The organism is Natronococcus sp. A-GB1 (assembly GCF_029688845.1).
In the GTDB taxonomy this organism is placed as follows: Archaea; Halobacteriota; Halobacteria; order Halobacteriales; family Natrialbaceae; genus Natronococcus.
In genome coordinates, this window is record NZ_JARUKW010000003.1 from 62,274 (window position 1) to 84,166 (window position 21,893).

Genomic DNA, 21,893 nt, shown 5'->3' on the forward strand with positions numbered 1-21,893 from the left:
TTCGACGTAGTTCGGGATGCTCGGCGCCGCTCGAGCGACTCGTCGGCCCCGAAATTCCTCACTCGCTGTATCCTTCCTGCATGAACGTCCCCTCGGTCTCGTAGATCGAGACCAGCTCCTCGACGAACTCCTCGAGGGACTGGCCCTCGTCGCAGTGGCTGTCGAGTCGGTCCTTGAGGTCGTCGCTGATCTCGAGGGTGTGAGTCATGGGTGATCGTCGGTCGTACTCCCACCCCCGCAGGCAAATAACTCGGGGACGCGTGTGCAGCCGGCGGTGGAAGGCGACGGAGCGAGAGGACCCCAGCCGGCACGAGACGGCACCGCGATTATCCTCCCTCAGGAGAAAGGTGACGTATGGTAGCGACACTGACCGATGACGACGTTGGGAAGAAAGTGATCGACGCGGAAGGGAAAGAACTCGGCATCGTCGCGAAGGTCGAGAACGAGCAAGCCTCGGTCGATCCGAACCCGAGCGTCGCGGAGCACCTGCTCGCGAAGATCGGCGTCGAGGGCGAGGACGACGAGGACTACCTCGTCACCGAGGGTATGGTCGACCGAATTGACGACGACACCGTCGTCCTCCAGGGCGACATCTAGCGCTCCTCCCTGCCTCAGTCGGGATCGCCGGTTTTCGGTCCGCGATAACGTCCCGAGCGTAAGCGTCGGCGTCGACTCGAGGGCGTCAGGACGGATGCTGGTGGCTGAGTCGTTCGGCCACCACGTTCGGTATCGGCATGTTACAGTCCTTGCACTTCCAGCTCCGGCGCACTCCGCTTCGATCCTCGATCATGTCCTGTCTGAACTGCAGCGTCGCGCCACAGGTGCACCTGTGGGTCGTCGGGGACATACTCGAGGGTTCGCGTGCTCGACTCAAAGATCCACTGGTCGGTTACTCGTCCTCGCTGGCCTCGAGCGCGATCTCACAGAGCGTCTCGCGCTCGTCGAAGTACGCCGGCGCGTCGGCCTCGGCCTCGAACTCGACGATGCGGTTCAGCGCCTCCTGGCCCTCGTCGACCTCCGTCTGGAGGTCGGCTGCCAGCTCCGTGTAGCCGGCCGACAGTTCCTGGAACGCCTGGATGCGGGCCTGCTTGGCGTCGACGAGCGCCTGCTTCTCCTCGAGGTCCCGTCCCGCGGCCTCGAGGTCGTCGACATCGGTCCCGTCGACGGGTCCGGTCGCCGACGGCGGTCGCTCGGTTCGCGGGGTGTCGGTCGATCGCTCCTCGAGTTCCGAGCGCAGCTCGGCCAGCCGCTCGTCGATCTCGTCCAGCAGTTCGTTTGCTTCGTTGGTCATCGTCTCAACCCGACCGGACAGCAGGCCCGCCTGAGTGTGACAGTACTCGACGAACTCCGAGACCGACGGGGGCGCTTCGGTGTCGTCGCTCATACTCGACCCGTTCGTGCTTCCAACCGAAGTCAGTTCGGCTCGCTGAGTAGCCGAATGTTACCACACCACTCTGTGTTGGGCTTTCAGACGGGTTAAGTTCCTTCGACCCCTGGCTCGGGTATAATGATTCGTCCGTCAGCGCAATCACCGTTTCACGCCCGTCTCCGGAGGGTTCTATGAGTCGGGACACGATCGAGGTTCGCGGCGCTGAGGAACACAACCTCAAGGACATCGACGTTACGATCCCGCGGGAGGCGTTTACCGTCGTCACCGGACTCTCGGGGTCGGGGAAGTCCTCGCTCGCGTTCGAGACGGTGTACGCCGAGGGACAGCGACGCTACATCGAGAGCCTGTCGGCGTACGCTCGGAACTTTCTGGGCCAGATGGACAAACCGCAGGTCGAAACCGTCGAGGGGCTCTCCCCGGCGATCTCGATCGACCAGAAGAACGCGGCGAACAATCCCCGCTCGACGGTCGGCACCGTCACGGAACTCCACGACTACCTCCGTCTGCTCTACGCCCGCGTCGGCACCCCCCACTGTCCCGAGTGTGGTCGGGAGGTCGGCGAGCAGTCGGCCCAGAACATGGTCGAGCGCATCCTCGAGCTCCCCGAAGGGACGAAAGCCAAGCTCGCGGCCCCTGTCGTCCGCGACCAGAAGGGCGCCTTCGAGGACCTGTTCGACGAGCTCGTCTCAGAGGGCTATTCTCGAGTAGAGGTCGACGGCGAGGAACACGACCTCACGCTCGAGAAACCAGATCTCGACGAGAACTTCGACCACACGATCGACGTCGTCGTCGACCGCGTGAAGGTCTCGACGGAGGCCCGACCGCGGATCATCGACAGCGTCGAGACGGCGCTCGAGGAGGCCGAGGGCGTCCTGAAGGTGATCCTGCCCGACGCCCCGGAGGAGGTTGCCGCCGAACTCGGCGAGGAGTCCCGCCAGACGGGCGCGCTCGGCGACGAGGACGAGGCCGACGACCGCTTCGTCGTCGAGTTCTCGAAGGATCTGGCCTGTACGCACTGCGGGATCGACGTCCCCGAGATCGAGACCCGGTCCTTTTCGTTCAACTCGCCCCACGGCGCCTGCCCCGAGTGTGAGGGCCTGGGCGAGACCAAGGAGGTCGACGAGAACCTCGTCGTCCAGGACACCTCGAAACCCCTGAAACACGTCTTCGAGGCCTGGAGCTACAATCGCTCGTACTACAAGACCCGACTGGACGCCGTCGCCGACCACTTCGACGTCTCGCTGTCGACCCCCTTCGAGGATCTCGACGACGACGTTCAGGAGGCGTTCCTCTACGGCACCAGCCGACAGGTACTGTTCAAACGACAGACGAAAAACGGCACCCGCCGGAAGAAAAAGCGCTTCGAGGGCGTCATCCCGAACCTCGAACGGCGCTACCTCGAGACCGACTCCGACTCGACGCGGGAACACATCGAGGACTACATGTCGGTCACGGAGTGCCCCGCGTGTGACGGCACCCGCCTGAAGCCCGCCTCGCGGGCGGTGCTCGTCGATGGCACCGCGATCACCGAGATCAACGCACAGAGCATCGGCGACGCCCGCGACTACTTCGAGGCGATGGAGGCCGACCTCACCGAGCGCGAGCGCGTGATCGCCGAGGAGATCCTCAAAGAGATCCGCGCCCGACTGGGCTTCATGTGCGAGGTCGGCCTCGAGTACCTGACTCTCGACCGCGAGGCCGCCACCCTCTCGGGCGGGGAGAGCCAGCGCATCCGGCTCGCCACGCAGATCGGCTCGGGTCTCGTCGGCGTACTGTACGTCCTCGACGAGCCCTCGATCGGGCTCCACCAGCGGGACAACGACCGCCTGCTCGACACGCTCGAGGAGCTTCGGGATCTGGGCAACACCCTCCTCGTCGTCGAGCACGACGAGGAGACGATGCGCCGCGCGGACAACGTCATCGACATGGGTCCCGGCCCCGGCAAGCGAGGTGGCGAGGTCGTCGTCAACGGCTCCGTCGACGAGGTGAAGGCCTGTGAGGAGTCAATCACCGGCGACTACCTCTCCGGCCGCGAGCAGATCCCGGTGCCCGACGAACGGCGCGACGCCGACGGAGCGCTCACCATTCGAGGCGCCCGCCAGCACAACCTCGCCGATCTGGACGTCGACCTTCCGCTGGGGAACTTCACCGCGATCACGGGCGTCTCCGGCTCCGGAAAATCGACGCTGATGCACGACGTGCTGTACAAGGGCCTCGCGCGGCAGATGAACGACAACACGAGCGTCATTCCGGGCGACCACGACGGCCTCGAGGGCCTCGACGCGATCGAGACCGTCCGCCTGATCGACCAGTCGCCGATCGGCCGGACGCCACGGTCGAACCCGGCGACGTACACCAACGTCTTCGACTACGTCCGCGAGCTGTTCGCCCAGACCAAGCTCTCGAAGCAGCGCGGCTACGAGAAGGGGCGGTTCTCCTTCAACGTCAAGGGCGGCCGCTGTGAGGAGTGTGGCGGCCAGGGGACGGTCAAGATCGAGATGAACTTCCTCTCGGACGTGTACGTCCCCTGTGAGGAGTGTGACGGCGCCCGCTACAACGACGCCACGCTGGACGTCACCTACAAGGGCAAGACGATCGCCGACGTGCTCGACATGGAGGTCGAGGAGGCCTACGAGTTCTTTGAGTCCTCGAGCCAGATCCGCCGTCGCCTCGAGCTGCTGAAGGACGTCGGGCTGGGCTACATGACGCTCGGCCAGCCTTCGACGACGCTTTCCGGCGGGGAGGCCCAGCGGATCAAGCTCGCCGAGGAGCTCGGCAAGAAGGATTCGGGCGAGACGCTGTACCTACTCGACGAGCCCACTACGGGCCTGCACCACGAGGACGAGCGCAAGCTGATCGACGTCCTCCACCGCCTGACCGACAACGGCAACACCGTCGTCGTCATCGAGCACGAACTCGACCTCGTCAAGAACGCCGACCACGTCATCGACCTCGGCCCCGAGGGCGGCGAGCACGGCGGCGAGATCGTCGCCACCGGCACTCCCGAAGAGGTCGCCCACCTCGAGGGCTCCCACACGGGACAGTACCTGCGGGACCTGCTGCCGAAAGTCGACCTCGAGGGGCCCCGCGGCGAGCGCGTCGAGCCCGTGACCGCGCCGATGGACGACGACTGATACGGTTCGCTGAGCAAACCGTACGAGACGGGCGGCGCGCGATCGGAACCGTTACCAGCCCGATCTTCCTACTCTCGCGGACGAATGAGCGACCGAAAGGACAGCCTTCGACGGGGCTTTCTCGGCGTCGGCGTCGTCACGATCGTCCTCGCGGTAGGGATCGTCGCCCTCGCGGGAACGACGCCCGTGACGGCGGCGCTGTTCGGCTGGCTCGCGATCGGCGGCTGTCTGCTGGTCGTCGCCGCCGTCCGCGAGCGACTCGCGAGCGTCGGCTGGCCCCGGATCGGCGCCGTCGGCCTGGCGGTGCTCGCGCTGGGCGCGACGACGCTCGGATTCGTGCAGCTGCTCGCCGGCGCCGGCGGCTGGACCCTGCTCAACGGCCTCGTCATGCTGGCCGCCGGACTCGTGCTCGTGTTGCTCACCCTCGAGTGCTGGCTCGGCGGCGTCGGGATGGCGCCGGAGACGTTCGCCGTCGACTGACCGCGAACGGAACGGATTTGATCCGGGCGACTCGAGCCATCGTATGGGCTCGGACGACCGGTGTCAGATGGGGGGCTGTACGCGCGCGGCCGACCGCACGATGACGTTCAAGAGCCACGAGGATATCGACGTCTGTGCGACCCACTACCGGCGCAACGTCGCGATCAAGTACGGCGTGCTGGTCGCCATTTCAGTCGTTCTCGCCGGGCTCGGACTGGGAGCCTACTGGCTGCTTCTCTGAGCGACGGGCCGACAGTTCCGGGGGAACCTTTCTGCGTGCCCAGTGCCTTCCTGCGAGCATGACGACCGTCTACGCCGCGTTGCGCGATCGGCTGCTCGTCTGGGAGGACGGACCCGAGGAGTTGACGACGACCAGTCGGCTCGAGGGACGGGCTCTCGAGTGTCTCGCCATCTCACCCGACGTGCCCGAACGGGTGTTCGTCGGCACCTTCGAGAGCGGCCTCCACCGCTCGACGGACGGCGGCGACTCGTTCGAATCGCTCGAGACCGAGTTCGTCCCCGAGCGCGAGTCGGGGTACGGCGGCGCCAAGAACCTCGAGAGCGCCGCCGTCACGGCGGTGACGATCAGCCCGCACGATCCCGACGTCGTCTACGCCGGAACCGAACCGAGCCGGGTCTACCGCTCGAGCGACGGCGGCGACAGTTGGGAGCACCTCGAGGGACTGACCGACCTCCCCTCGGCCGACAGCTGGTTCTTCCCGCCCAGACCCCACACCCACCACGTCCGCTGGCTCGAGGTCGATCCGTTCGATCCCGAGCGGCTCTACGTTGGGGTCGAAGCGGGGGCGTTCGTGCTGAGTCCCGACGGCGGGGAGAGCTGGCAAGAGCGCCCTCCAGGATCGCGTCGGGACAACCACAGCATGGCGACCCACCCCGACCGGGAGGGGCTCGTCTACTCGGCCGCGGGCGACGGCTTCGCCCGGTCGACCGACGGCGGCGAGTCCTGGGACCACCCCCAGGAGGGGCTCGAGCACCGCTACTGCTGGAGCGTCGCACCCGATCCGGGCGACCCGGAGTCGGTGCTGGTCTCGAGCGCCAGCGGTGCCGGCTCGGCCCACACGGCGAGTTCGGCGGAATCCTACGTGTACCGAAAGTCGGGTGTGGAGCCCTGGGAACGCCTTGAGGGCCGCGGGCTGCCGACCGGTGAGGGAGTGGTCCGCGCCGAGCTCGCCACCGGGACCGAGCCCGGGGTCGTCTACGCCGTGAACAACCGCGGTCCGTTCCGGACCACGAACTTCGGCGACTCGTGGGAGCGACTCGAGGTGACGTGGCCGGAGGGGCTCGAGGCGCAGGCACCCCGGGGGCTGGCAGTGCTCGAGGGCTGATCGACACTCGTACCGAGTCGGTGGCCCGTACTCGAGACGAGAACATTGGGGCAGAGAGCTATGGACGGATAGGAGCAGTCGTTGGTGACGGTCCGAACGGTCGGCGTTGAGATCGTATCGTGGAACTATGTTATGAGGTTGTTTTCACCCTATTTCAGCGAACCATCCGCTATGTAGCGAGTGCGAATGGACCGTCCGGCCTCGAGTCTGCAGCCCCGGCTAATCACCGTCGGGTGGGACTGAAAGGGGCTGGCCCACTGGAGGTGCGAGGCGAAGTAAGCACCGACCGAGCGGAGCGAGGGAGGCGCACAGCGAGCCGTAGCCCTCCAGTGGGCCAGGGGCTTTCGGGGTAATACTGACAGGTAGCAGGTCTTGCTCGCACGAACACAGGGGATCACCACACCCTCCCCAGCCGATTCGCTCAGTCACTTCGTTCCCCTCGCTCATCCCTCGCACAGCGTCGTCGACCATCCTCACTAACGTTCGGCCGGTCGACAGCGCGCGCCACCGCAGGTGGATGGTCGGACCGAGCTGATACGTAGTTCACCTGCATCCATCACTTCGACGAGTACGAAAAGCGCTCTCTGACGCGCCGATCAGTTCAATCTGACATACGCTCCAGCCGTGAATACGACCCCCAATGCGAAGGGAAACCACTCGCTTGTCGTCTCTGTCCCCATTATCGATGCGCCAATGATAAGTCCTAGTCCAAGGCCGAATAGTATATACAGACTGTCGCTTTTGCCTTCCGACGACTCGGTTGAGTCGCTCATGCCCTTCGTTTCTCACCCCTGCGTCATATAGCTCGGTTGCGACAACCCTCTCACGAGGTCCTGAGAAAACCAGATTGAGTTCCCTCACTCGAAGATCCCGATGTGAGCGAGCACACTTGGATAATCAATGCAAGCAAGCGCTACTCTTGGTAGATGGCGATCTCGGTGATCTCCGCTACCGATCGAATGGCGGCGTCTTACAGTTACGCCTCAAATAGACAGTCTTGTTCGGCTACGCAAGACGAAACGCTGGCTTTTCTTTCGGCGTCGTCGTCTGCCTCTGTACTGAGCACACAGTTTGCGGGTTGTTGAACGTCAGTTGTGAAAGCGGTGTTTCCGGCTACCGTTACGGCTCCGATACCGTTACACCTCCAGCGACCTCGAGAATCCCCCGCTTTCGCGGCGGTGTTCGAACAGCGACGCGACCGCGACGGCGTGGACCGGGGCGACGAGCGCGCCGGTCAGGACGGGGCCGCCGACGGGGACGCTGGCGAGGAGCCAGGCGACGATGCCGAGGACGAAGAGCAGCCCGAGTACCGACCAGCCGTCGCCACCGGTCCAGCGCCCGCTCTCTCGAAGCGCCGTCCAGGGTGACGCGCCCGCGGCAGCGAGCCCGGGGGCGGCGAAGAGCCTGACGAGCACCCAGAGCAACACCGCCAGCGGAACGAGTCCGAACAGTCCCATCTCCTGGAGGAACCCGATCGAGCCGACCAGTCGGTGAGCGAGATCGAAGAGAACGACGAGCCCGAGATACGACGACAGCGACTCGAGGTGTGCCTCCCCGTCTAGCAGCGCGGTCAGGGTGAGCACGCCCGCGACACTGACTGCGAGCAGTGAGATAACGTACAGTCCGAGCCCCCAGGCGAGATACGGGAGTTCGAGTCCAACCAGCGCCTCGAGAGGCAGCGCCGTCCCGCTCGTCGCCGTCGGATAGCCGACGAACTCGAGGTGGATCGTCGCCTCGTCAAGGCCTGCGTGCTCGAGGGCCGGGATCGGATCGCGACGACGAAGTGCATCGATACCGGCGAGGACGACCCCCGCGAGCGCGAACGGAACGAGCAGCGTGGGGTTCCGGCGGAGCCGTGACGCGGCACTCGAGAGCACGCCCGCGACGTTCCACTCCTGGCGGTCGTACGTGTCTCCGGTTCGGCGCTCGTGCGCGTCGTCGGAATCGGAGGACACGGTTAGCCCGCCTCCTCGAGCGCCAGCAGTCCCTCGTCGGTGAGGACGTACACCACGCCGTCGCCGACGATCGGCTGTGCGAAGTAGACCGAGTCGTCGTAGGCGAAGCGTCGCTCGCCGGTGTTGGCGTCGATCGCGACCAGTTCGGCGTACTGGTAGCCGAGGTAGACGACGCCGTCGGCGACGACCGGCTCCACGTCGGGACTGTAGTCGGCCGTCCACTCCCGCTCGCCGCGCTCGAGGTCGATCGCGTGCAGCGACTCCTCGCCGTCGGTGACGAACGCCGTCCCGTCGGCGACGGCCGCGCTGCCGTCGGTGGCGTTGCCGTCGAGGTCGTACTCCCACAGAGCGCTTCCGTCGGTCGGGTCGAACAGCGCGACACCCTCCCTGTCTGGGACGACGAGTCCCGCCTCCGTCGCCGTCGGCGGACGAAAGTTGCGGTAGTTGAGCGCGCTATCGGGGTTCGGGTCGGGCTGCTCGCTCCACCGCACCTCGCCAGTGTCGGCATCGAGGGCGACTAGATCGCCGGGACGGCTCGAGACGTAGACCGTCCCCTCGCTGACGGCGGGACGGTTCGTTCCGCTCGAGCGTGGGTCGCCGATCGTGCGTTCCCACTCGAGGCGGCCGCTGCTCGCGTCGATCGCAACGACGCGGTCGGTCTCGGGAACGACCGCGTATACGGTCCCGTCCGCGGCGACGGGCGAGGGCTCCCGTGGCGCTGACCCGGACCAGCGCCGGGTCTCCTCGCCGGGAGCGTGCCAGCGCTCGGTGCCGATCGATCGACCGAACAGTTCGTAGCCGCCGTCGGCGTTCAGTCCGTGAACCCCCTCTCGACTGCTGACGGCGAGTGTGTCGCTCCGGTAGGCTTTCGCCGAGGCTCGAGCGGGCGTCGACCAGTACTGGCCCTCCCGCGTGAACCGGATCTCGCCGCTCTCGCGATCGAACGCGACGAGGGACTGTCGGCCGACGCCGTACAGCGTTTCCCCAAGGAGTATCGGCGCCGTCAGCCCGTGCATCGGCGACTCGGTATCCTGCTGCCAGGCGACCTCGACGCCGTCTTTCGGCCCCGTGGCGTCGGAGTTGTGTCCCGTACCAGCGGGATCGTATCGCGCCATCGGCCAGTCGTACCGACCGTCGTCGCCGTCGCTCGCGAGGGCCGCAGAGCCCACCGCGGCAGTTGCGGCCGTCGCACCCGTCACCCCGAGCCCCACCAGAAGCTGTCGCCTGGATAGCACGTTGGTCGCAGCGTTTACTCAATCGAGTAATATGTCTTCTGCTCGAGAGCAGCGTGATTGGATCGAACTGGGGCTCGAGCACGAACACACGACAGTCGAGTATGAGAACCCGCGATGTGCCTCGGCGATACCGGAGTCCGTCGGTGAGCATCGGTCGCTTCGAAATCCTTTTAGGCGCTACACGGGGATACTAGCATAACTGAGCGATATCATGGACGTCGACATCATTTCCGAAGAGGAAAACCCCATGTTGCACCGCACGGACGTAACCTTCGAACTGTCCCACGACGACGCCACCCCGGAGCGACTCCAGGTTCGGGACAGCCTCGCGGCGAAGATGAACAAGAACGCCGACGAGGTCGTCGTTCGCAAGCTCGACACCAAGTTCGGGATGCGAAAGACCGTCGGCCAGGCGAAGGTCTACGAGTCGGCCGACCGCGCCCGTGACGTCGAGCAGGACCACATGCTCGAGCGCAACAAGATCGTCGGCGACGCCGACGACGCAGAGGCCGACGCGGAGGAGGCATAAATGGCTCGCTACGACCTCTACGATGACGACGGAAGCAAGAACCGCGAGGAATGTCCCCGCTGTGGCGACACCTTCCTCGCCGACCACGGCGACCGGCTGCACTGCGGGAAGTGCAGTTACACCGAGTGGGAGTAGCGAGGCATCGAGCGTGACGGGATGCCTCGGCACATGCGAACGGGGAACGAAGTGACCCGTGAGCGAGCTGCGATGCGCCGAGCGAAGCGAGGGGCATCGGAAGACGCGAACGGCCAACGGCCGTGAGCGCGGCGACGTGTTGCCGGACGCGTAACGCGTCCCGACCGGTCGTTCTGTCGCGCCCTTACAGCGCACCACGATTCCACAAGCCGTGAGTTCTCACACCCGCGTTCTCGGCATCGAGGGCACCGCCTGGGCGGCCAGCGCAGCCTGCTACGATGCCACAACTGACGACGTCTTCATCGAGAGCGACGCCTACCAACCCGAGAGCGGCGGTATCCACCCCCGCGAGGCCGCCGAGCACATGCACGACGCGATCCCTCGAGTCGTGGAGACGGCCCTCGAGCAGGCCCGGGAAACCCACGACGGACCCGAGGACGAGCCGCCCGTCGACTGCATCGCCTTCTCTCGCGGACCGGGCCTCGGGCCCTGTCTGCGGATCGTCGGCACGGCCGCGCGGGCACTGAGTCAGTCCCTCGACGTACCGCTCGTGGGCGTGAACCACATGGTCGCCCATCTCGAGATTGGCCGCCACACCTCCGGGTTCGACTCGCCGGTCTGTCTGAACGCAAGCGGCGCAAACGCCCACCTCCTGGCCTATCGCAACGGTCGCTACCAGGTGCTGGGCGAGACGATGGACACCGGCGTCGGCAACGCGATCGACAAGTTCACCCGCCACGTCGGTTGGTCCCACCCCGGCGGGCCGAAAGTCGAGGCGGCGGCCGAGGACGGCGACTACGTCAGCCTTCCCTACGTCGTCAAGGGAATGGACTTCTCCTTTTCGGGGATCATGAGTGCCGCCAAACAGCGGTACGACGATGGTATCCCCGTCGAGGACGTTTGTTTCTCCCTGCAGGAGAACATTTTCGGGATGTTGACCGAGGTCTCCGAGCGGGCCCTCTCGCTGACCGGCAGCGACCAACTCGTCCTCGGCGGCGGGGTCGGCCAGAACGCCCGACTCCAGGAGATGCTCGAGGAGATGTGCGCCCAGCGTGGCGCGAGCTTTCACGCGCCCGAACCGCGATTCCTGCGGGACAACGCGGGGATGATCGCCGTGCTCGGCGCGAAGATGTACGACGCCGGCGACACGCTCGCACTCGAGGAGTCGCGGGTGAATCCGAACTTCCGGCCGGATCAGGTGCCGGTATCCTGGAGAGCCGACGAGTCCGACCTGACCCTCGGCCGCGAGGAGGGCAGCGTCCAGGGTGCGGAAGCGCTCGTCGACCTCGAGCCCGAGGCGGGCCGGGTGACGAAGCGCCGCGAACCCAAAACGTACCGTCACCCCGAACTCGACGAACGGCTCCGGCGCGAGCGAACCCGTATCGAGGCGCGACTGACGAGCCTCGCCAGACGAGAGGGCGTGCCGACGCCCGTGCTCTCGGACGTCGACGGACGCGACTCGCGGCTCGAACTCGAGTACGTCGGCCGGGAGGACCTTCGAACGGCGCTCTCGCCGGAACGGGTCCGGGAGGTCGCCGGGCACCTCGCGCGGCTCCACCGGGCTGGGTTCGTCCACGGCGACGTGACGACGCGAAACGTCAGAGTCGGCCGTGCGGACGGGGACCGCGAGCACGACGGCACGAATCGAACGTCCCTCATCGACTTCGGGCTCGGCTACCACACCGACCACGTCGAGGACTACGCGATGGATCTGCACGTCTTCGACCAGAGCCTCGTCGGCACCGCCGACGATCCCGAACCGCTCCGGACGGCGCTCCGAGAGGGGTATCTCGAGGTCGGCGAGGAGCGTGTGCTCAAGCGCCTCTCGGACGTCGAGGGACGGGGCCGGTACGTCGACGACCAGTAGCCCTCCTACTCGTTCCCCTCGGAGTCGGTCGTCGTGTCGATTCCGAGCAGGTAGTTGCCCCCGCAGAAACACGTCGTCGCGTTCTGGAGGAGACCGAGTCCGGCGATCCCCGCGATCGCCGCGCGACTGCGTTTCCCGTTCCGGTAGGCTGCTGCGGCGACCGCGACCAACCAGATCCCGAGCACGCCTCGAGCGATACGATCGAGTCCGCCGACGTTCCGTTCCATACGGGTCGGTCGGCACGGTCGCGGTTAGCTGTGTCGCCAAACCGGGAGTCTCTTGGGGTGACCGCTCGAGCGAACGACCGATGAGCGACGTCCTCCTCACTGGCTACGAACCGTTCGGCGAGTTCGAGACGAATCCCGCCCGCCAGCTCGCGACTCGACTCGGCGGGGCCGAGATCGGCGGGGCGAGCGTCGCGGGGGTCGACCTCCCCGTCGTCTTCGACCGCGCGTCCTCCCGGCTCGAGGAGGCCGTCGGCGAACACGACCCTGAAATCGTCTGCGCGCTCGGACTGGCCGGAGGGCGGCCGACGCTCTCGCTCGAGCGCGTCGGGATCAACCTGCGGGACACCCGCGGGGTGGCGGATAACGAGGATCGCGAGGTCGTCGACGAACGGGTCGCCGAAGAGGGTCCCGACGCCTACTTCGCGACGCTCCCGTGCCGGAAGATGAAGGAGACGATGTGCGAGGCTGGCGTCCCGGCGCGGCTCTCGACCGACGCCGGCACCCATTGCTGTAACGACCTGCTGTACGCCGCGCGCCACCTCGTCGAGACGACCGACCGCGAGTTCGGGGCCGGGTTCGTCCACGTCCCGTTCTCCCACGAACAGGCGGCAGTCCGCGACGAGGGCGAACCAAGTATGAGCCTCGAGGCGATGGAACGGGGGCTTCGCGTCGGGCTCGAGGTCGCGGTCGCCGACCGTCCGGTGGGAGGCTCGGAGCCGCCGGCGTAGAGGTCGACCGCTCGAGAGCCGCGCCGGCGCCCGGTTTCGTCGCAGGCTGCGCACACAATACTCTTAATCGTGGGCGACGTTCGGTCGCGCATGGCAGACAAGCCAACCTCCGGAGAGGTTTTCGGCGTACCGTACAACTTCGATCGGCCGAGCATGGGTCGGATGCTCTCCTCGTACTGGCAGCCCGGCGAGGGAATGCTCGTCGAGAAGCCGTTCGGCGTCGGTTACACGCTGAACCTCGCGAACTGGCGCTCGTGGATCGTCGTCGCGATCGCCGGCGCGCTCCTCTGGCAGGAACAGCAGGGCGTCACCGAGGGAACGGAGGGCACCGACGACGAACCCGTCGAAGTCATCGTCGACGACGACTGATACGGATTGCTGTAACGATGTCCCGGCGCAACCGCCGGTTCGGGTCGGGTTGCGCCGGAAATGACTTACAGTAAACCGTATGAGCCTCGCCGCGTGCGGACGGCTGGTCCGCCCGCAGTCGATTTCGTCCGAGCCGACCACGTAGTAGCAACGCGAACCCTTTTTCGACGGATCTCCGATATACGGGTATGGCATCGGAGAGGAGAACCGTCTGGGAGTACGAGACGGTTCGTCCGCCGCGCGCGGCGACGATGGAAGAGGCGAGCGATCCGAAAGAGCTGCTGAACGAACTCGGACAGGATGGCTGGGAGCTCGTCAGTACGGTCGAGTACACCGGCGGCGGAACCAAGTATCTCGTGTTTAAGCGGCCTGCGAGTGGTGACGGCGATGAGTGAGGAGTCCGACGAGAAGCAGGTCAGCACCGGCGACACGATGCGCGAGCGGGCCGACGAAAGCAAGCTCAAGCTCTGGCTGATCGTCGGTGCGAACCGACAGTTCGTCACCGCCGTACTCGCGGTCGGGTTTTTCGTGCTGTTCATGCTCGGGAGTCTCCTCGACCCGACGCTCTCGGACCTGCTTCAGGAACGAGCCGTCATCGAATCGCTGTACACGCAGATGATCGGCGCGCTAATCACCGGCGTCACCCTCGTCGTCACCATCAGCCAACTGATCATCTCCCAGGAGAACGGTCCGCTCGGCGAGCAGCGGACGCGGATGAGCGAGACGCTGGACTTCCGCGGGTACATCAGGGAGCTCACCGGCAAACCGGCGCCGGCCGATCCGTCGGCGTTTCTCCGCGAGATCGTCGACGCGACCCAGCAACGCGCCGAACGGCTCGACGAGGTCATGGAGTCGACCGACAACGAAGACCTCAGAAACGAAATCGACGAGTTCGTCGACAGTATCACGGGCAACGCCGAAACCGTCCGCGAGGAACTCGACGGCGCCAAGTTCGGCACGTTCGACGTCGTCTACGCATCGATGGACTACAACTACTCCTGGAAGATCTTCCAGATCGAGCGCCTGATCGCCGACTACGAGGACGACATCGATGAGGAGCAACGCGACGCCCTCGAGGACCTCCGAACCTCCTTCGCGATGTTCGGGCCCGCCCGAGAGCACGTCAAGACGCTGTACTTCCAGTGGGAACTGATCAACCTCTCGCGGTTCATCCTCTATGCAGCGATTCCGGCGCTGCTGGTCTCGGGGATGATGCTGGCGTTCGTCGACACGGCGACGGTAACCGGGCGGATCCTCGGCATCGAAACGCTGCTCTGGCTCGTCGGCATAACGTTTACCATCACGCTCGTGCCGTTCTTCCTGCTGACCTCGTACATCATGCGGGTTGCGACGGCCGCGAAACGGACGCTGGCGATCGGCCCGCTGATCCTGCGGGACTCCCAGCGCTGATCGCAGCCGACGCGAACAGCGCTATTCGACCGACACCGACGTCCCTTCTTCGCCGGAACGGTAGATCGCGTCGATCACGCGCTGGACCGTCAGGGCGTGCTCGGCCGTGTTCAGCGCCGGCGGTTCGCCCGTTTGTACGGCCTCGAGGAACCGCTCGTCGCTGCCCTCCCATCCGGTTCGGTCGAGCGAGCCGCCCGTCAGCGTCGAGTCGAAGAGGTGGTCGGTGCCCTGCGTGCCCGCCTGATACAGCGTCAGCTCCTCGCCCCCGAGCTCGAGCGCCGCGCCCGCCTCGGTTCCCCGAACGACGAAGTCGTTGGTTTCCTCCTGGTTCGCCGCCCAGGTGACCTCGAGCGAGATCGTCCGGTCGTCCGCACAGCGGATCATCGCCGTCGCCGAGTCCTCGACGTCGAACACCGCCTCGTCGGTCTCGTCGTACCAGTCGCCCGGATCGACGTAGTCGTCGCGGTGGCCGAACTCCGTGCGGGTGACCGCGAAGACCTCCTCGACGTCTGGGTAGTCCATCAGGTACAGCGCGTAGTCGATCGCGTGGACGCCGATGTCGACGACGGCGCCCCCGCCCGACAGCTCGCGGTTGGTGAACCACGAGCCGACGCCGGGGATTCCCCTCCGGCGGACGTAGTTCGCGTCGACGTGGGTAACGTCGCCGAAGAAGCCCTCCGCCTGGTGGTCCTTGAACACCTCCGTCGCCGTCGAGACGCGGTTGTGGAAGTTGACCATACAGAATCCCTCCGACTCCGCGGCCGCGTCGGCGATCCGTTCGGCGCTCTCGAGGTCGCTCGCCAGCGGCTTCTCACAGAGAACGTCGTACCCCCGCTCGAGGGCGGCAACGACCGCCTCCTCGTGGAAGGCGTTTGGCGTCGAGACCGCGACCGCGTCGAGGTCCTCGGCGTCGTACATGGCCTCGAACCCCTCGTAGCTCGTCGCGCCGTGGGTCTCCGCGAACTCCTCGCGGGCCGGCTCGATCAGGTCGGCACCCGCGACGACCTCGTGGCCGAGCGTCTCGGCGTTGGTCGCGTGGGTCTGTCCCATAAATCCGAGCCCGACTACCCCGAGCCGGACAGTGTCAGTATTACTCACACGCCGAGTAAATCAGTACACCGACGAAAGTGTTGCGAGTAGCGATCGGCAGCGACGGGGTCGTCGCTCACGTTGCGGGACCGACGAGGCTTTGGCGCGCCTGAACGGTGGTTCGTACATGACCGTCCGATTCGTCACGGGCAACGAGGGAAAGGTCGCAGAGGCCCGCGACTACCTCGAGGGAATCGACACCGTCGAGCAGGTCGAGTACGACTACACCGAGCTTCAGAGCGACTCGCTCGAGGAGATCGTCACCCGAGGGGCCGAGGAGGCCTACGCGGAACTGGGCCGCGAGGAACCGGTGCTGGTCGACGACACGGGACTGTTCGTCGAGGCGCTCGGCGGCTTTCCGGGCCCGTACTCGGCCTACGTCGAGGACACCCTCGGGATCGAGCGGGTCTGGCGACTCGCGAGCGAGGAGGAGAGCAGACGGGCCCGGTTCCGGACGGTACTGGCCTACGCCGACGAGGAGCGCACGGAGACGTTCGAGGGTGCGGTCGCGGGTACCCTGGTCGCACCCCGTGGCGAGGGCGGATTCGGTTACGATCCGATCTTCGAGTACAACGGAAGGACGTTCGCCGAGATGGACACCGAGGAGAAAAACGCCATCTCCCACCGCGGGCGGGCACTCGAGGCGTTCGCCGAATGGTACGGCGGACGGTAGCTGACGAGTTCGCATTCTGCGGCCGGGCAGTCGAGCGTTCGTCCGCGACGGGACGAACGACCGAGTCCTCGAGACTCCGTTACCCCCTCGGCGCCGACACTCCGTCGTGTCGACCACTACCGATTAGTACAACGGAGCGATAGCCACACCTATGAGAACGCCAGCATCCGATTCCCGTCCGGTGGCGCTGACGATCGCGGGCAGCGACTCCGGCGGCGGCGCAGGGATCCAGGCCGATCTCGCGACGATGACCGCCCACGGCGTCTTCGGCACGTCGGCGATCACCGCAGTCACCGCCCAGCACACCCGCGGCGTCGAGTCGTCGTTCGTGCTCCCCCCCGAGGAAGTCGAAGCCCAGCTCGAGGCCGTCACCGGCGATTTCGCGGTCGGTGCGGCGAAGACGGGGATGCTCGCGACCACCGAGATCGTTCGACTGGTCGCCGACCGCGCTCCCGAGTTCGAGTTCCCGCTGGTCGTCGACCCGGTCATGGTCGCGACCTCGGGCGATCGCCTGCTCGAGCCCGAGGCCGAGGCGGCCTACAGGAACCTCCTGAGCGAAGCGACGCTCGCGACCCCGAACGCCGACGAGGCCGAGGTGCTGTCGGGAGTCGAGGTGACCGACAGTGAGAGCGCCCGCGAGGCCGGCGAGGCGATCCTCGAGACGGGCGTCGACGCCGTCCTCGTGAAGGGCGGGCACGTCCCCGGCGAGACGGTCCGGGACCGACTCGTCACCGCAGGGGAGGTCAGGACGTTTGAACACCCGCGGGTCGGCACCGAGGCGACCCACGGCTCCGGCTGCACGCTGGCCGCGGCGATCGCCGCACGGCTGTCGACGGGTGAGTCCCTCGAGTCGGCCGTCGAGAGTGCGACCGACTTCCTCGCGCGGGCGGTCCGCTACTACTATGACGTCGGCGAGGGCCACGGCGCGGTCAACCACGCCGTCGACCTGCGGAACGCAGCGGCCCGCGAGCCGACTGCCGAGGCGGTTCAGGCGGTCGTCGACCGACTCGTCGATCGCGACGTCTCACGGCTCGTCCCCGAGGTCGGCATGAACGTCGTCGGCGCGACTCCCTACGCCGAATCGCCCGCCGAGACGGCGGCTGTCGAGGGGCGGATCACGCGCACGCTCGAGGGCGTTCACCCGAACCGCGGGATTCGCTTCGGCGCCTCGAGCCACCTCGCCGCCTTCCTGCTCGCTGCCCGCGAATCGGCGCCGGAACTCCGCTTCGCGGTGAACTGCCGGTTCGACGACGAGATCGAGGACGCGCTTGAGGAGCTGGACTGGGTCGTCGCCGAGAACGGTTCGGACGAGGACGTCTTCGCCGACCGGGAGACGGCGCCCGTCGCGGTGATCGACCCCGCCGACGTCGGACGGGAGGCGACGGTGAAGCTCGTCGCCGAGGACGCCGAGACGCTGGCCGATCGGACACTCGAGCTGTGCGACCGCCTCGAGTGAGCCGGAACAGAATTACGCCTCGTCGGCAGTCTCGAGCGCGTACAGATCCCCGCTTCCGAACGGACCACCGAACGCGACCGCGTAGAGCGTGTCGCCGACGGCAGCCATATTCCCGTCGACGCGGAGCTCCTCGTCGTGCCACCGGACCGCACCATCGGATTCGACCGCGAACAACCCCTCGTTGGGCGTGCCGACGTAGACGCCGTCGGCGACGGCGACGGGCTGGCCGCGGGTGAGCCCCGTCGAGAGGTCCCACAGCTCCTCGCCCGACCCGAGGTCGAGACAGACCGTACGCGGGCCATTTCCGCTCGGAAGGTAGACCTGCCCGTGGGCGACGGTTGGCGTAACGCCTCCGCTGCCGCGACGATCGTAGCTCCAGCCCGTCGATCCGTCCTCGCGGTCGAGCGCCTCGAGCCGACCGTCGCCGTCGCAGACGAGCACGACGTCGTCCGCGACGACGGGCGGCGCCCGGTGGTCGTCGAGATCGTCGCGCGTCCAGACCGTCTCGCCGTCGGCAAGCGCGGCCGTGCCCCCGGAACTCGAGGAACTCGCCGTGTACGCCGTGCCGTCGGCGACCGCCAGCGCGTGCGGGTGCGGGGCGTCCGCGCTCCAGTTGCGGGCGCCCGTTTCGACGTCGAGCGCGAGGACGCCGCCCCCGCCGATCGCGTACAGATGGTCCGTCGTCAGTACGGACGAGCCGTAGCGGACGAACGCGTCGTCGTTCGTCCAGAGCTCCTCGCCGTCGTCGGCGCCGAGGGCGTACGTTCCGTTGTCGGAGCTGACGTAGACCACGTCCCGTGAGAGCGACGGGATCGACCGAACGCCCGCGGCCGGGTCCGCCTCGTACTTCCAGCGGTACTCGCCGGGAGAACTCCGGCAGACGACGTCGCCGGAGCCGGTGCCGAAGTAACAGCGGTCGTCGACGACCGCGACGCCCCCGCCGCCGAACGCGGTGTCGATGCCGGCACCGTCCCGGGTGAGTCGAGTCGCCGCGAGTTCCGCCTCGAGCAGTTCGGCGTCGGGGTTGTATCCGGTGTTCGCGGCGTCGAACCCCTCGCTCGGCCAGGCGTTCGTCCCGTCGGTCAGCGGGGCGGGATCGCGGTCGTCGATCGAGCCCGGATCGGAGAGGCGGTTCTCGAGCGACGAGGTACAGCCCGCGAGCGCCGACGCGATCGAGGCGCCGGCAATCGAGCGGAGGAGGGGGCGACGATTCATGTCAGAGTATTAGCTACTGCTGTATTGAAACTTCGTCCGGGAGGCGGGCTCAACCGACGACGTAGAATCTGCTGTCTGGCGTAGAATTATAGGAGCGGCGGGCCCTCTCGAGGTATGGTCGAGAACCCCTTCGACGTCGAGATCCGCGTCGGCGACGTACTCGAGGCCGAGTCGTTTCCGGAGGCGAACAAGCCGAAGATGACCAAGCTGTGGATCGACCTCGGCGACGAGGGGGGCGAGATCCAGTCCGCAGCGCAGCTGGATCACCACTACGACCCCGACGAGCTCGAGGAGCGACGGGTGCTGTGTGCGACGAATCTCGGCTCGGTCCGGATCGCAGGGTTCAAATCGGAAGCGCTGACGGTCGGCGTCCCCGACGAGGAGGGGTATCCGATTCTCGTCGAGCCCGATCGGGAGAAGGAGGTCCCGATCGGCGGGCTGCTGTTCTGAACCGACGTGTCGGTCTCCGGCCGAGCGATCGTTCACAGTAGAAATATACGCCGCCGCTAGAATCTCGCAACACATGGACGACCCGCCGCCGCCCGAGGGTACGAACATCGATGGTGAGTCGCCACGGACCGAACCGATGATCGAGACCGACGAGGCGACGATCACCGACGACGCCGAACTCGAGCGGACGCTCGGTCTCTCCGGCGGGCTGGCGATCGGTATCGGGACGATGATCGGCGCCGGAATCTTCGTCTTTCCCGGGCTGGCAGCCGGCCGTGCGGGCCCCGCCGCGGCAGCCTCGTTCGCCATCGGGGCGGTCGTCGCCCTGCTGGTCGCGCTGCCGGCATCCGAACTCGCGACGGCGATGCCGAAAAGCGGCGGGGGGTACTACTTTATCTCCCGCGGGCTCGGCACCCTCGCCGGAGCCGTCGTCGGCCTCTCGCTGTGGTTCGGACTGGTGTTCGCGACGGCGTTCTATCTCGTCGGCTTCGGCTACTACGCGGTCGACACGCTCGCCGAACTCGGCGTCGCAATCGGCGAAGGATTGGTCATCCCGCTGGCGTTGCTGTTCGGCGCGGGGTTCATCGTCCTCAACGTGACGGGAACCGAGAACGCAGCGAAGCTCCAGAACGGGATCGTCGCGCTCCTGCTCTCGATTCTGTTCGTCTTTCTCGCGTACGGTGGACTCGACGCGGTCGGACTGGTCGGCGAGCCGACCGCACCCGAACAGTTCGCCCCGTTCGGCACGATGCCGATACTGACGACGGCCGCCCTCGTGTTCACCTCGTACCTCGGCTTCGCGCAGGTAGCGACCGTCGCCGGGGAGATGAAAGACCCCGGCCGAAACCTGCCGCTGGCGATGGTCGGGTCGGTGCTGATCGTCGGCGTGCTCTACGTCGCGACGATCTTCGTCGCGACGAGCGCGTTCGGCAGCGAGCAGCTCGCGGGGTTCGGCGAGACCGCGATGGTCGAGGTCGGGCGCCACTACCTCGGCGCCGCCGGTGCGTTCGCGATCGTCTTCGGCGGCCTGCTCGCGACGATGTCGAGCGCCAACGCGTCGGTACTGAGCACATCGCGGGCCATCTACGCCGTCTCGAAGGACGCCCTGTTACCGCAGGGGGCGAGCCGCATCAATCTCCGCTATGGGACGCCCCACGTCGCACTCGGGATGGCCGGCGGGCCGATTCTCGTCCTGACGGCGACGGGTCGCGTCGAGCTGCTGGCCGAAGTCGCCTCGTTCCTCCATCTTCTGATGTACGGGCTGCTCTGTGTCGCGTTGATCGCGCTGCGCCGAGACGAGCCGGAGTGGTACGACCCGGACTTCCGGGTCCCGGGATACCCCGTCGTCCCGGTACTGGGCGCGCTCGCGAGCTTCGCGCTGATCGGGTTCATGCAACCGACCTCGCAGCTCGTCGGTATCGGCATCATGATCGTGACCGCGGGCTGGTACGTCTACTACGCCCGCGACGTCGAACTCAAAGGTTCACTATGACACGCATACTCGTTCCGCTGGCGGTACTGAAGGGCGAATCGGTCTCGGCCGGGCTGACGGCGCTGCTCGAGCCGATGAACGTCACCGTACTCGGTTATCACGTTCTGCCCGAGCAGACGACGCCCGATCAGGCGCGACTCCAGTACGAGGCGCGCGCCACCGACGCGCTCGAGGATCTAGCGGCGGAATTCGGGGCGAACGAGGGAACCGCCGACTACCGCCTCGTGTTTACACACGACCGGAAGCAGACGTTCGATCGGATCGCGGCGGAGACGAGATCCAAGGTGTACGCCATTCCGGGTGCAACTGGCCCGGTCGATCGGCTACTCGTGGCCCTGACGGGCGACGTCGCCGTCGAGCAGATCGTCTCGTTCGTCGCGGAACTGATCGGCGATCGGGAGATCGACGTCACGCTCTTTCTGGCGACCGACGACGAACCCGCGGGTCGCGGACTGCTCGAGACGGCCGCAGCTCCCCTCGCCGATCGCGGCATCGACGTTCGAACCGAACTCGCGGTCGACGAACCGCCGCTCGAGGCGCTCCTCGAGGCGACGGTCGGCCACGACGCCGTCGTGATGGGCGAGCGAGCCCCATCGCTGCTGACGCTCGCCTTCGGCGAGGACGCCGAACGCGTCGCGGCCGAGTCGGTCGGGCCGGTGCTCGTCGTTCGAAACGTCGAGGAGGACGGATCGGAAAACGAGGGGTAATCGGAT

General features: G+C 66.7%; 25 protein-coding genes. 17 read left to right on the plus strand and 8 right to left on the minus strand.

The features are described from left to right. Window positions 1–58: 58 nt before the first annotated feature. On the minus strand, window positions 59–208 hold the full coding sequence (locus QA600_RS04755) for a hypothetical protein (protein WP_278290817.1): 150 nt from the start codon (window positions 206–208) through the stop codon (window positions 59–61). A gap of 146 nt (window positions 209–354) precedes the next feature. Between QA600_RS04755 and QA600_RS04760 the strand changes: the two genes are divergently transcribed. After that, a complete protein-coding gene (locus tag QA600_RS04760; protein WP_278290818.1) occupies window positions 355–597 on the plus strand; it encodes a hypothetical protein in 243 nt (80 codons plus the stop codon). Window positions 598–682: 85 nt separating this feature from the next. On the opposite strand, the gene QA600_RS04765 is transcribed toward QA600_RS04760, so the two are convergent. Together QA600_RS04765 and QA600_RS04770 are read right to left on the minus strand one after the other, a co-directional pair. Then, on the minus strand, window positions 683–847 hold the full coding sequence (locus QA600_RS04765) for a hypothetical protein (protein ID WP_278290819.1): 165 nt from the start codon (window positions 845–847) through the stop codon (window positions 683–685). A 42-nt stretch (window positions 848–889) separates the two neighbouring features. After that, the gene (locus QA600_RS04770; protein WP_278290820.1) at window positions 890–1,384 is read right to left on the minus strand and encodes a hypothetical protein; all 495 of its coding nucleotides are present in this window, start codon (window positions 1,382–1,384) and stop codon (window positions 890–892) included. A 176-nt stretch (window positions 1,385–1,560) separates the two neighbouring features. On the opposite strand from QA600_RS04770, the gene uvrA reads away from it, so the two are divergent. From uvrA to QA600_RS04790, 4 genes are all read left to right on the plus strand, one after another. Next, window positions 1,561–4,524, plus strand: a complete 2,964-nt coding sequence (uvrA, locus tag QA600_RS04775; RefSeq protein ID WP_278290821.1) for an excinuclease ABC subunit UvrA — start codon at window positions 1,561–1,563, stop codon at window positions 4,522–4,524. An 84-nt stretch (window positions 4,525–4,608) separates the two neighbouring features. Further along, window positions 4,609–5,004 carry a hypothetical protein gene (locus QA600_RS04780; RefSeq protein ID WP_278290822.1) on the plus strand — a complete coding sequence of 132 codons (396 nt, stop codon included), beginning with the start codon at window positions 4,609–4,611 and terminating at the stop codon, window positions 5,002–5,004. A gap of 43 nt (window positions 5,005–5,047) precedes the next feature. Next, complete coding sequence (locus QA600_RS04785) at window positions 5,048–5,245, plus strand: hypothetical protein (protein WP_278290823.1); 198 nt, start codon at window positions 5,048–5,050, stop codon at window positions 5,243–5,245. Between the two features lie 58 nt (window positions 5,246–5,303). Next, window positions 5,304–6,350 (plus strand): hypothetical protein, encoded by a 1,047-nt coding sequence (locus QA600_RS04790; protein WP_278290824.1) that lies wholly within the window; start codon window positions 5,304–5,306, stop codon window positions 6,348–6,350. A gap of 1,136 nt (window positions 6,351–7,486) precedes the next feature. On the opposite strand, the gene QA600_RS04795 is transcribed toward QA600_RS04790, so the two are convergent. Then, window positions 7,487–8,305 carry a hypothetical protein gene (locus QA600_RS04795; protein WP_278290825.1) on the minus strand — a complete coding sequence of 273 codons (819 nt, stop codon included), beginning with the start codon at window positions 8,303–8,305 and terminating at the stop codon, window positions 7,487–7,489. Between the two features lie 2 nt (window positions 8,306–8,307). Further along, window positions 8,308–9,540 carry a PQQ-binding-like beta-propeller repeat protein gene (locus tag QA600_RS04800; protein WP_278290826.1) on the minus strand — a complete coding sequence of 411 codons (1,233 nt, stop codon included), beginning with the start codon at window positions 9,538–9,540 and terminating at the stop codon, window positions 8,308–8,310. Between the two features lie 211 nt (window positions 9,541–9,751). On the opposite strand from QA600_RS04800, the gene QA600_RS04805 reads away from it, so the two are divergent. The 3 genes from QA600_RS04805 to QA600_RS04815 all read left to right on the plus strand — a co-directional run bounded on the left by QA600_RS04805 (window position 9,752) and on the right by QA600_RS04815 (window position 12,071). Then, window positions 9,752–10,069: a 30S ribosomal protein S24e gene (locus tag QA600_RS04805; protein ID WP_278290827.1), complete on the plus strand. Its 318-nt coding sequence runs from the start codon at window positions 9,752–9,754 to the stop codon at window positions 10,067–10,069. Next, window positions 10,070–10,204 carry a 30S ribosomal protein S27ae gene (locus QA600_RS04810; protein ID WP_278290828.1) on the plus strand — a complete coding sequence of 45 codons (135 nt, stop codon included), beginning with the start codon at window positions 10,070–10,072 and terminating at the stop codon, window positions 10,202–10,204. It begins immediately after the preceding gene. 211 nt (window positions 10,205–10,415) lie between these two features. Continuing rightward, window positions 10,416–12,071 (plus strand): bifunctional N(6)-L-threonylcarbamoyladenine synthase/serine/threonine protein kinase, encoded by a 1,656-nt coding sequence (locus tag QA600_RS04815; protein ID WP_278290829.1) that lies wholly within the window; start codon window positions 10,416–10,418, stop codon window positions 12,069–12,071. 5 nt (window positions 12,072–12,076) lie between these two features. Here the strand turns inward: QA600_RS04815 and QA600_RS04820 are convergent, their stop codons facing one another. Beyond that, window positions 12,077–12,298 (minus strand): DUF2892 domain-containing protein, encoded by a 222-nt coding sequence (locus QA600_RS04820; protein ID WP_278290830.1) that lies wholly within the window; start codon window positions 12,296–12,298, stop codon window positions 12,077–12,079. Window positions 12,299–12,378: 80 nt separating this feature from the next. Here QA600_RS04820 and pcp point away from each other — a divergent pair, with 80 nt between their 5' ends. The 4 genes from pcp (at window position 12,379) to QA600_RS04840 (ending at window position 14,805) form a co-directional block, all read left to right on the plus strand. Continuing rightward, on the plus strand, window positions 12,379–13,026 hold the full coding sequence (gene pcp / locus QA600_RS04825; protein ID WP_278290831.1) for a pyroglutamyl-peptidase I: 648 nt from the start codon (window positions 12,379–12,381) through the stop codon (window positions 13,024–13,026). A 90-nt stretch (window positions 13,027–13,116) separates the two neighbouring features. Beyond that, complete coding sequence (locus QA600_RS04830) at window positions 13,117–13,395, plus strand: DUF5808 domain-containing protein (RefSeq protein ID WP_278290832.1); 279 nt, start codon at window positions 13,117–13,119, stop codon at window positions 13,393–13,395. A gap of 188 nt (window positions 13,396–13,583) precedes the next feature. Continuing rightward, complete coding sequence (locus QA600_RS04835) at window positions 13,584–13,790, plus strand: DUF4177 domain-containing protein (protein ID WP_278290833.1); 207 nt, start codon at window positions 13,584–13,586, stop codon at window positions 13,788–13,790. Then, window positions 13,783–14,805: a hypothetical protein gene (locus QA600_RS04840; protein WP_278290834.1), complete on the plus strand. Its 1,023-nt coding sequence runs from the start codon at window positions 13,783–13,785 to the stop codon at window positions 14,803–14,805. Before QA600_RS04835 ends, QA600_RS04840 begins: the two co-directional genes overlap by 8 nt. 21 nt (window positions 14,806–14,826) lie before the next feature. Here the strand turns inward: QA600_RS04840 and QA600_RS04845 are convergent, their stop codons facing one another. Next, complete coding sequence (locus QA600_RS04845; protein WP_278290835.1) at window positions 14,827–15,903, minus strand: Gfo/Idh/MocA family oxidoreductase; 1,077 nt, start codon at window positions 15,901–15,903, stop codon at window positions 14,827–14,829. Between the two features lie 118 nt (window positions 15,904–16,021). Here QA600_RS04845 and QA600_RS04850 point away from each other — a divergent pair, with 118 nt between their 5' ends. Both QA600_RS04850 and thiD read left to right on the plus strand, forming a co-directional pair. Further along, window positions 16,022–16,567 (plus strand): XTP/dITP diphosphatase, encoded by a 546-nt coding sequence (locus tag QA600_RS04850; RefSeq protein ID WP_278290836.1) that lies wholly within the window; start codon window positions 16,022–16,024, stop codon window positions 16,565–16,567. A 151-nt stretch (window positions 16,568–16,718) separates the two neighbouring features. Continuing rightward, window positions 16,719–18,023: a bifunctional hydroxymethylpyrimidine kinase/phosphomethylpyrimidine kinase gene (gene thiD / locus QA600_RS04855; RefSeq protein ID WP_278290837.1), complete on the plus strand. Its 1,305-nt coding sequence runs from the start codon at window positions 16,719–16,721 to the stop codon at window positions 18,021–18,023. 12 nt (window positions 18,024–18,035) lie between these two features. On the opposite strand, the gene QA600_RS04860 is transcribed toward thiD, so the two are convergent. Further along, on the minus strand, window positions 18,036–19,238 hold the full coding sequence (locus QA600_RS04860; protein WP_278290838.1) for a PQQ-binding-like beta-propeller repeat protein: 1,203 nt from the start codon (window positions 19,236–19,238) through the stop codon (window positions 18,036–18,038). A gap of 114 nt (window positions 19,239–19,352) precedes the next feature. Between QA600_RS04860 and QA600_RS04865 the strand changes: the two genes are divergently transcribed. The 3 genes from QA600_RS04865 to QA600_RS04875 all read left to right on the plus strand — a co-directional run bounded on the left by QA600_RS04865 (window position 19,353) and on the right by QA600_RS04875 (window position 21,887). Next, window positions 19,353–19,688: a tRNA-binding protein gene (locus QA600_RS04865; RefSeq protein WP_278290839.1), complete on the plus strand. Its 336-nt coding sequence runs from the start codon at window positions 19,353–19,355 to the stop codon at window positions 19,686–19,688. A gap of 73 nt (window positions 19,689–19,761) precedes the next feature. Continuing rightward, window positions 19,762–21,180, plus strand: coding sequence for an APC family permease (locus tag QA600_RS04870; protein WP_278290840.1), 1,419 nt, complete (start codon window positions 19,762–19,764; stop codon window positions 21,178–21,180). Next, window positions 21,177–21,887, plus strand: a complete 711-nt coding sequence (locus QA600_RS04875) for a universal stress protein (RefSeq protein WP_278290841.1) — start codon at window positions 21,177–21,179, stop codon at window positions 21,885–21,887. Before QA600_RS04870 ends, QA600_RS04875 begins: the two co-directional genes overlap by 4 nt. Window positions 21,888–21,893 lie beyond the last annotated feature (6 nt).

What these genes read in the sequence shown, in the direction of transcription:
- QA600_RS04755 (WP_278290817.1), bottom strand. Translation starts at nt 208, where the DNA reads ATGACTCACACCCTCGAGATCAGCGACGACCTCAAGGACCGACTCGAC.
- QA600_RS04760 (WP_278290818.1), top strand. Translation starts at nt 355, where the DNA reads ATGGTAGCGACACTGACCGATGACGACGTTGGGAAGAAAGTGATCGAC.
- QA600_RS04765 (WP_278290819.1), bottom strand. Translation starts at nt 847, where the DNA reads ATGTCCCCGACGACCCACAGGTGCACCTGTGGCGCGACGCTGCAGTTC.
- QA600_RS04770 (WP_278290820.1), bottom strand. Translation starts at nt 1,384, where the DNA reads ATGAGCGACGACACCGAAGCGCCCCCGTCGGTCTCGGAGTTCGTCGAG.
- uvrA (WP_278290821.1), top strand. Translation starts at nt 1,561, where the DNA reads ATGAGTCGGGACACGATCGAGGTTCGCGGCGCTGAGGAACACAACCTC.
- QA600_RS04780 (WP_278290822.1), top strand. Translation starts at nt 4,609, where the DNA reads ATGAGCGACCGAAAGGACAGCCTTCGACGGGGCTTTCTCGGCGTCGGC.
- QA600_RS04785 (WP_278290823.1), top strand. Translation starts at nt 5,048, where the DNA reads ATGGGCTCGGACGACCGGTGTCAGATGGGGGGCTGTACGCGCGCGGCC.
- QA600_RS04790 (WP_278290824.1), top strand. Translation starts at nt 5,304, where the DNA reads ATGACGACCGTCTACGCCGCGTTGCGCGATCGGCTGCTCGTCTGGGAG.
- QA600_RS04805 (WP_278290827.1), top strand. Translation starts at nt 9,752, where the DNA reads ATGGACGTCGACATCATTTCCGAAGAGGAAAACCCCATGTTGCACCGC.
- QA600_RS04810 (WP_278290828.1), top strand. Translation starts at nt 10,070, where the DNA reads ATGGCTCGCTACGACCTCTACGATGACGACGGAAGCAAGAACCGCGAG.
- QA600_RS04820 (WP_278290830.1), bottom strand. Translation starts at nt 12,298, where the DNA reads ATGGAACGGAACGTCGGCGGACTCGATCGTATCGCTCGAGGCGTGCTC.
- pcp (WP_278290831.1), top strand. Translation starts at nt 12,379, where the DNA reads ATGAGCGACGTCCTCCTCACTGGCTACGAACCGTTCGGCGAGTTCGAG.
- QA600_RS04830 (WP_278290832.1), top strand. Translation starts at nt 13,117, where the DNA reads ATGGCAGACAAGCCAACCTCCGGAGAGGTTTTCGGCGTACCGTACAAC.
- QA600_RS04835 (WP_278290833.1), top strand. Translation starts at nt 13,584, where the DNA reads ATGGCATCGGAGAGGAGAACCGTCTGGGAGTACGAGACGGTTCGTCCG.
- QA600_RS04840 (WP_278290834.1), top strand. Translation starts at nt 13,783, where the DNA reads ATGAGTGAGGAGTCCGACGAGAAGCAGGTCAGCACCGGCGACACGATG.
- QA600_RS04850 (WP_278290836.1), top strand. Translation starts at nt 16,022, where the DNA reads ATGACCGTCCGATTCGTCACGGGCAACGAGGGAAAGGTCGCAGAGGCC.
- thiD (WP_278290837.1), top strand. Translation starts at nt 16,719, where the DNA reads ATGAGAACGCCAGCATCCGATTCCCGTCCGGTGGCGCTGACGATCGCG.
- QA600_RS04860 (WP_278290838.1), bottom strand. Translation starts at nt 19,238, where the DNA reads ATGAATCGTCGCCCCCTCCTCCGCTCGATTGCCGGCGCCTCGATCGCG.
- QA600_RS04865 (WP_278290839.1), top strand. Translation starts at nt 19,353, where the DNA reads ATGGTCGAGAACCCCTTCGACGTCGAGATCCGCGTCGGCGACGTACTC.
- QA600_RS04870 (WP_278290840.1), top strand. Translation starts at nt 19,762, where the DNA reads ATGGACGACCCGCCGCCGCCCGAGGGTACGAACATCGATGGTGAGTCG.
- QA600_RS04875 (WP_278290841.1), top strand. Translation starts at nt 21,177, where the DNA reads ATGACACGCATACTCGTTCCGCTGGCGGTACTGAAGGGCGAATCGGTC.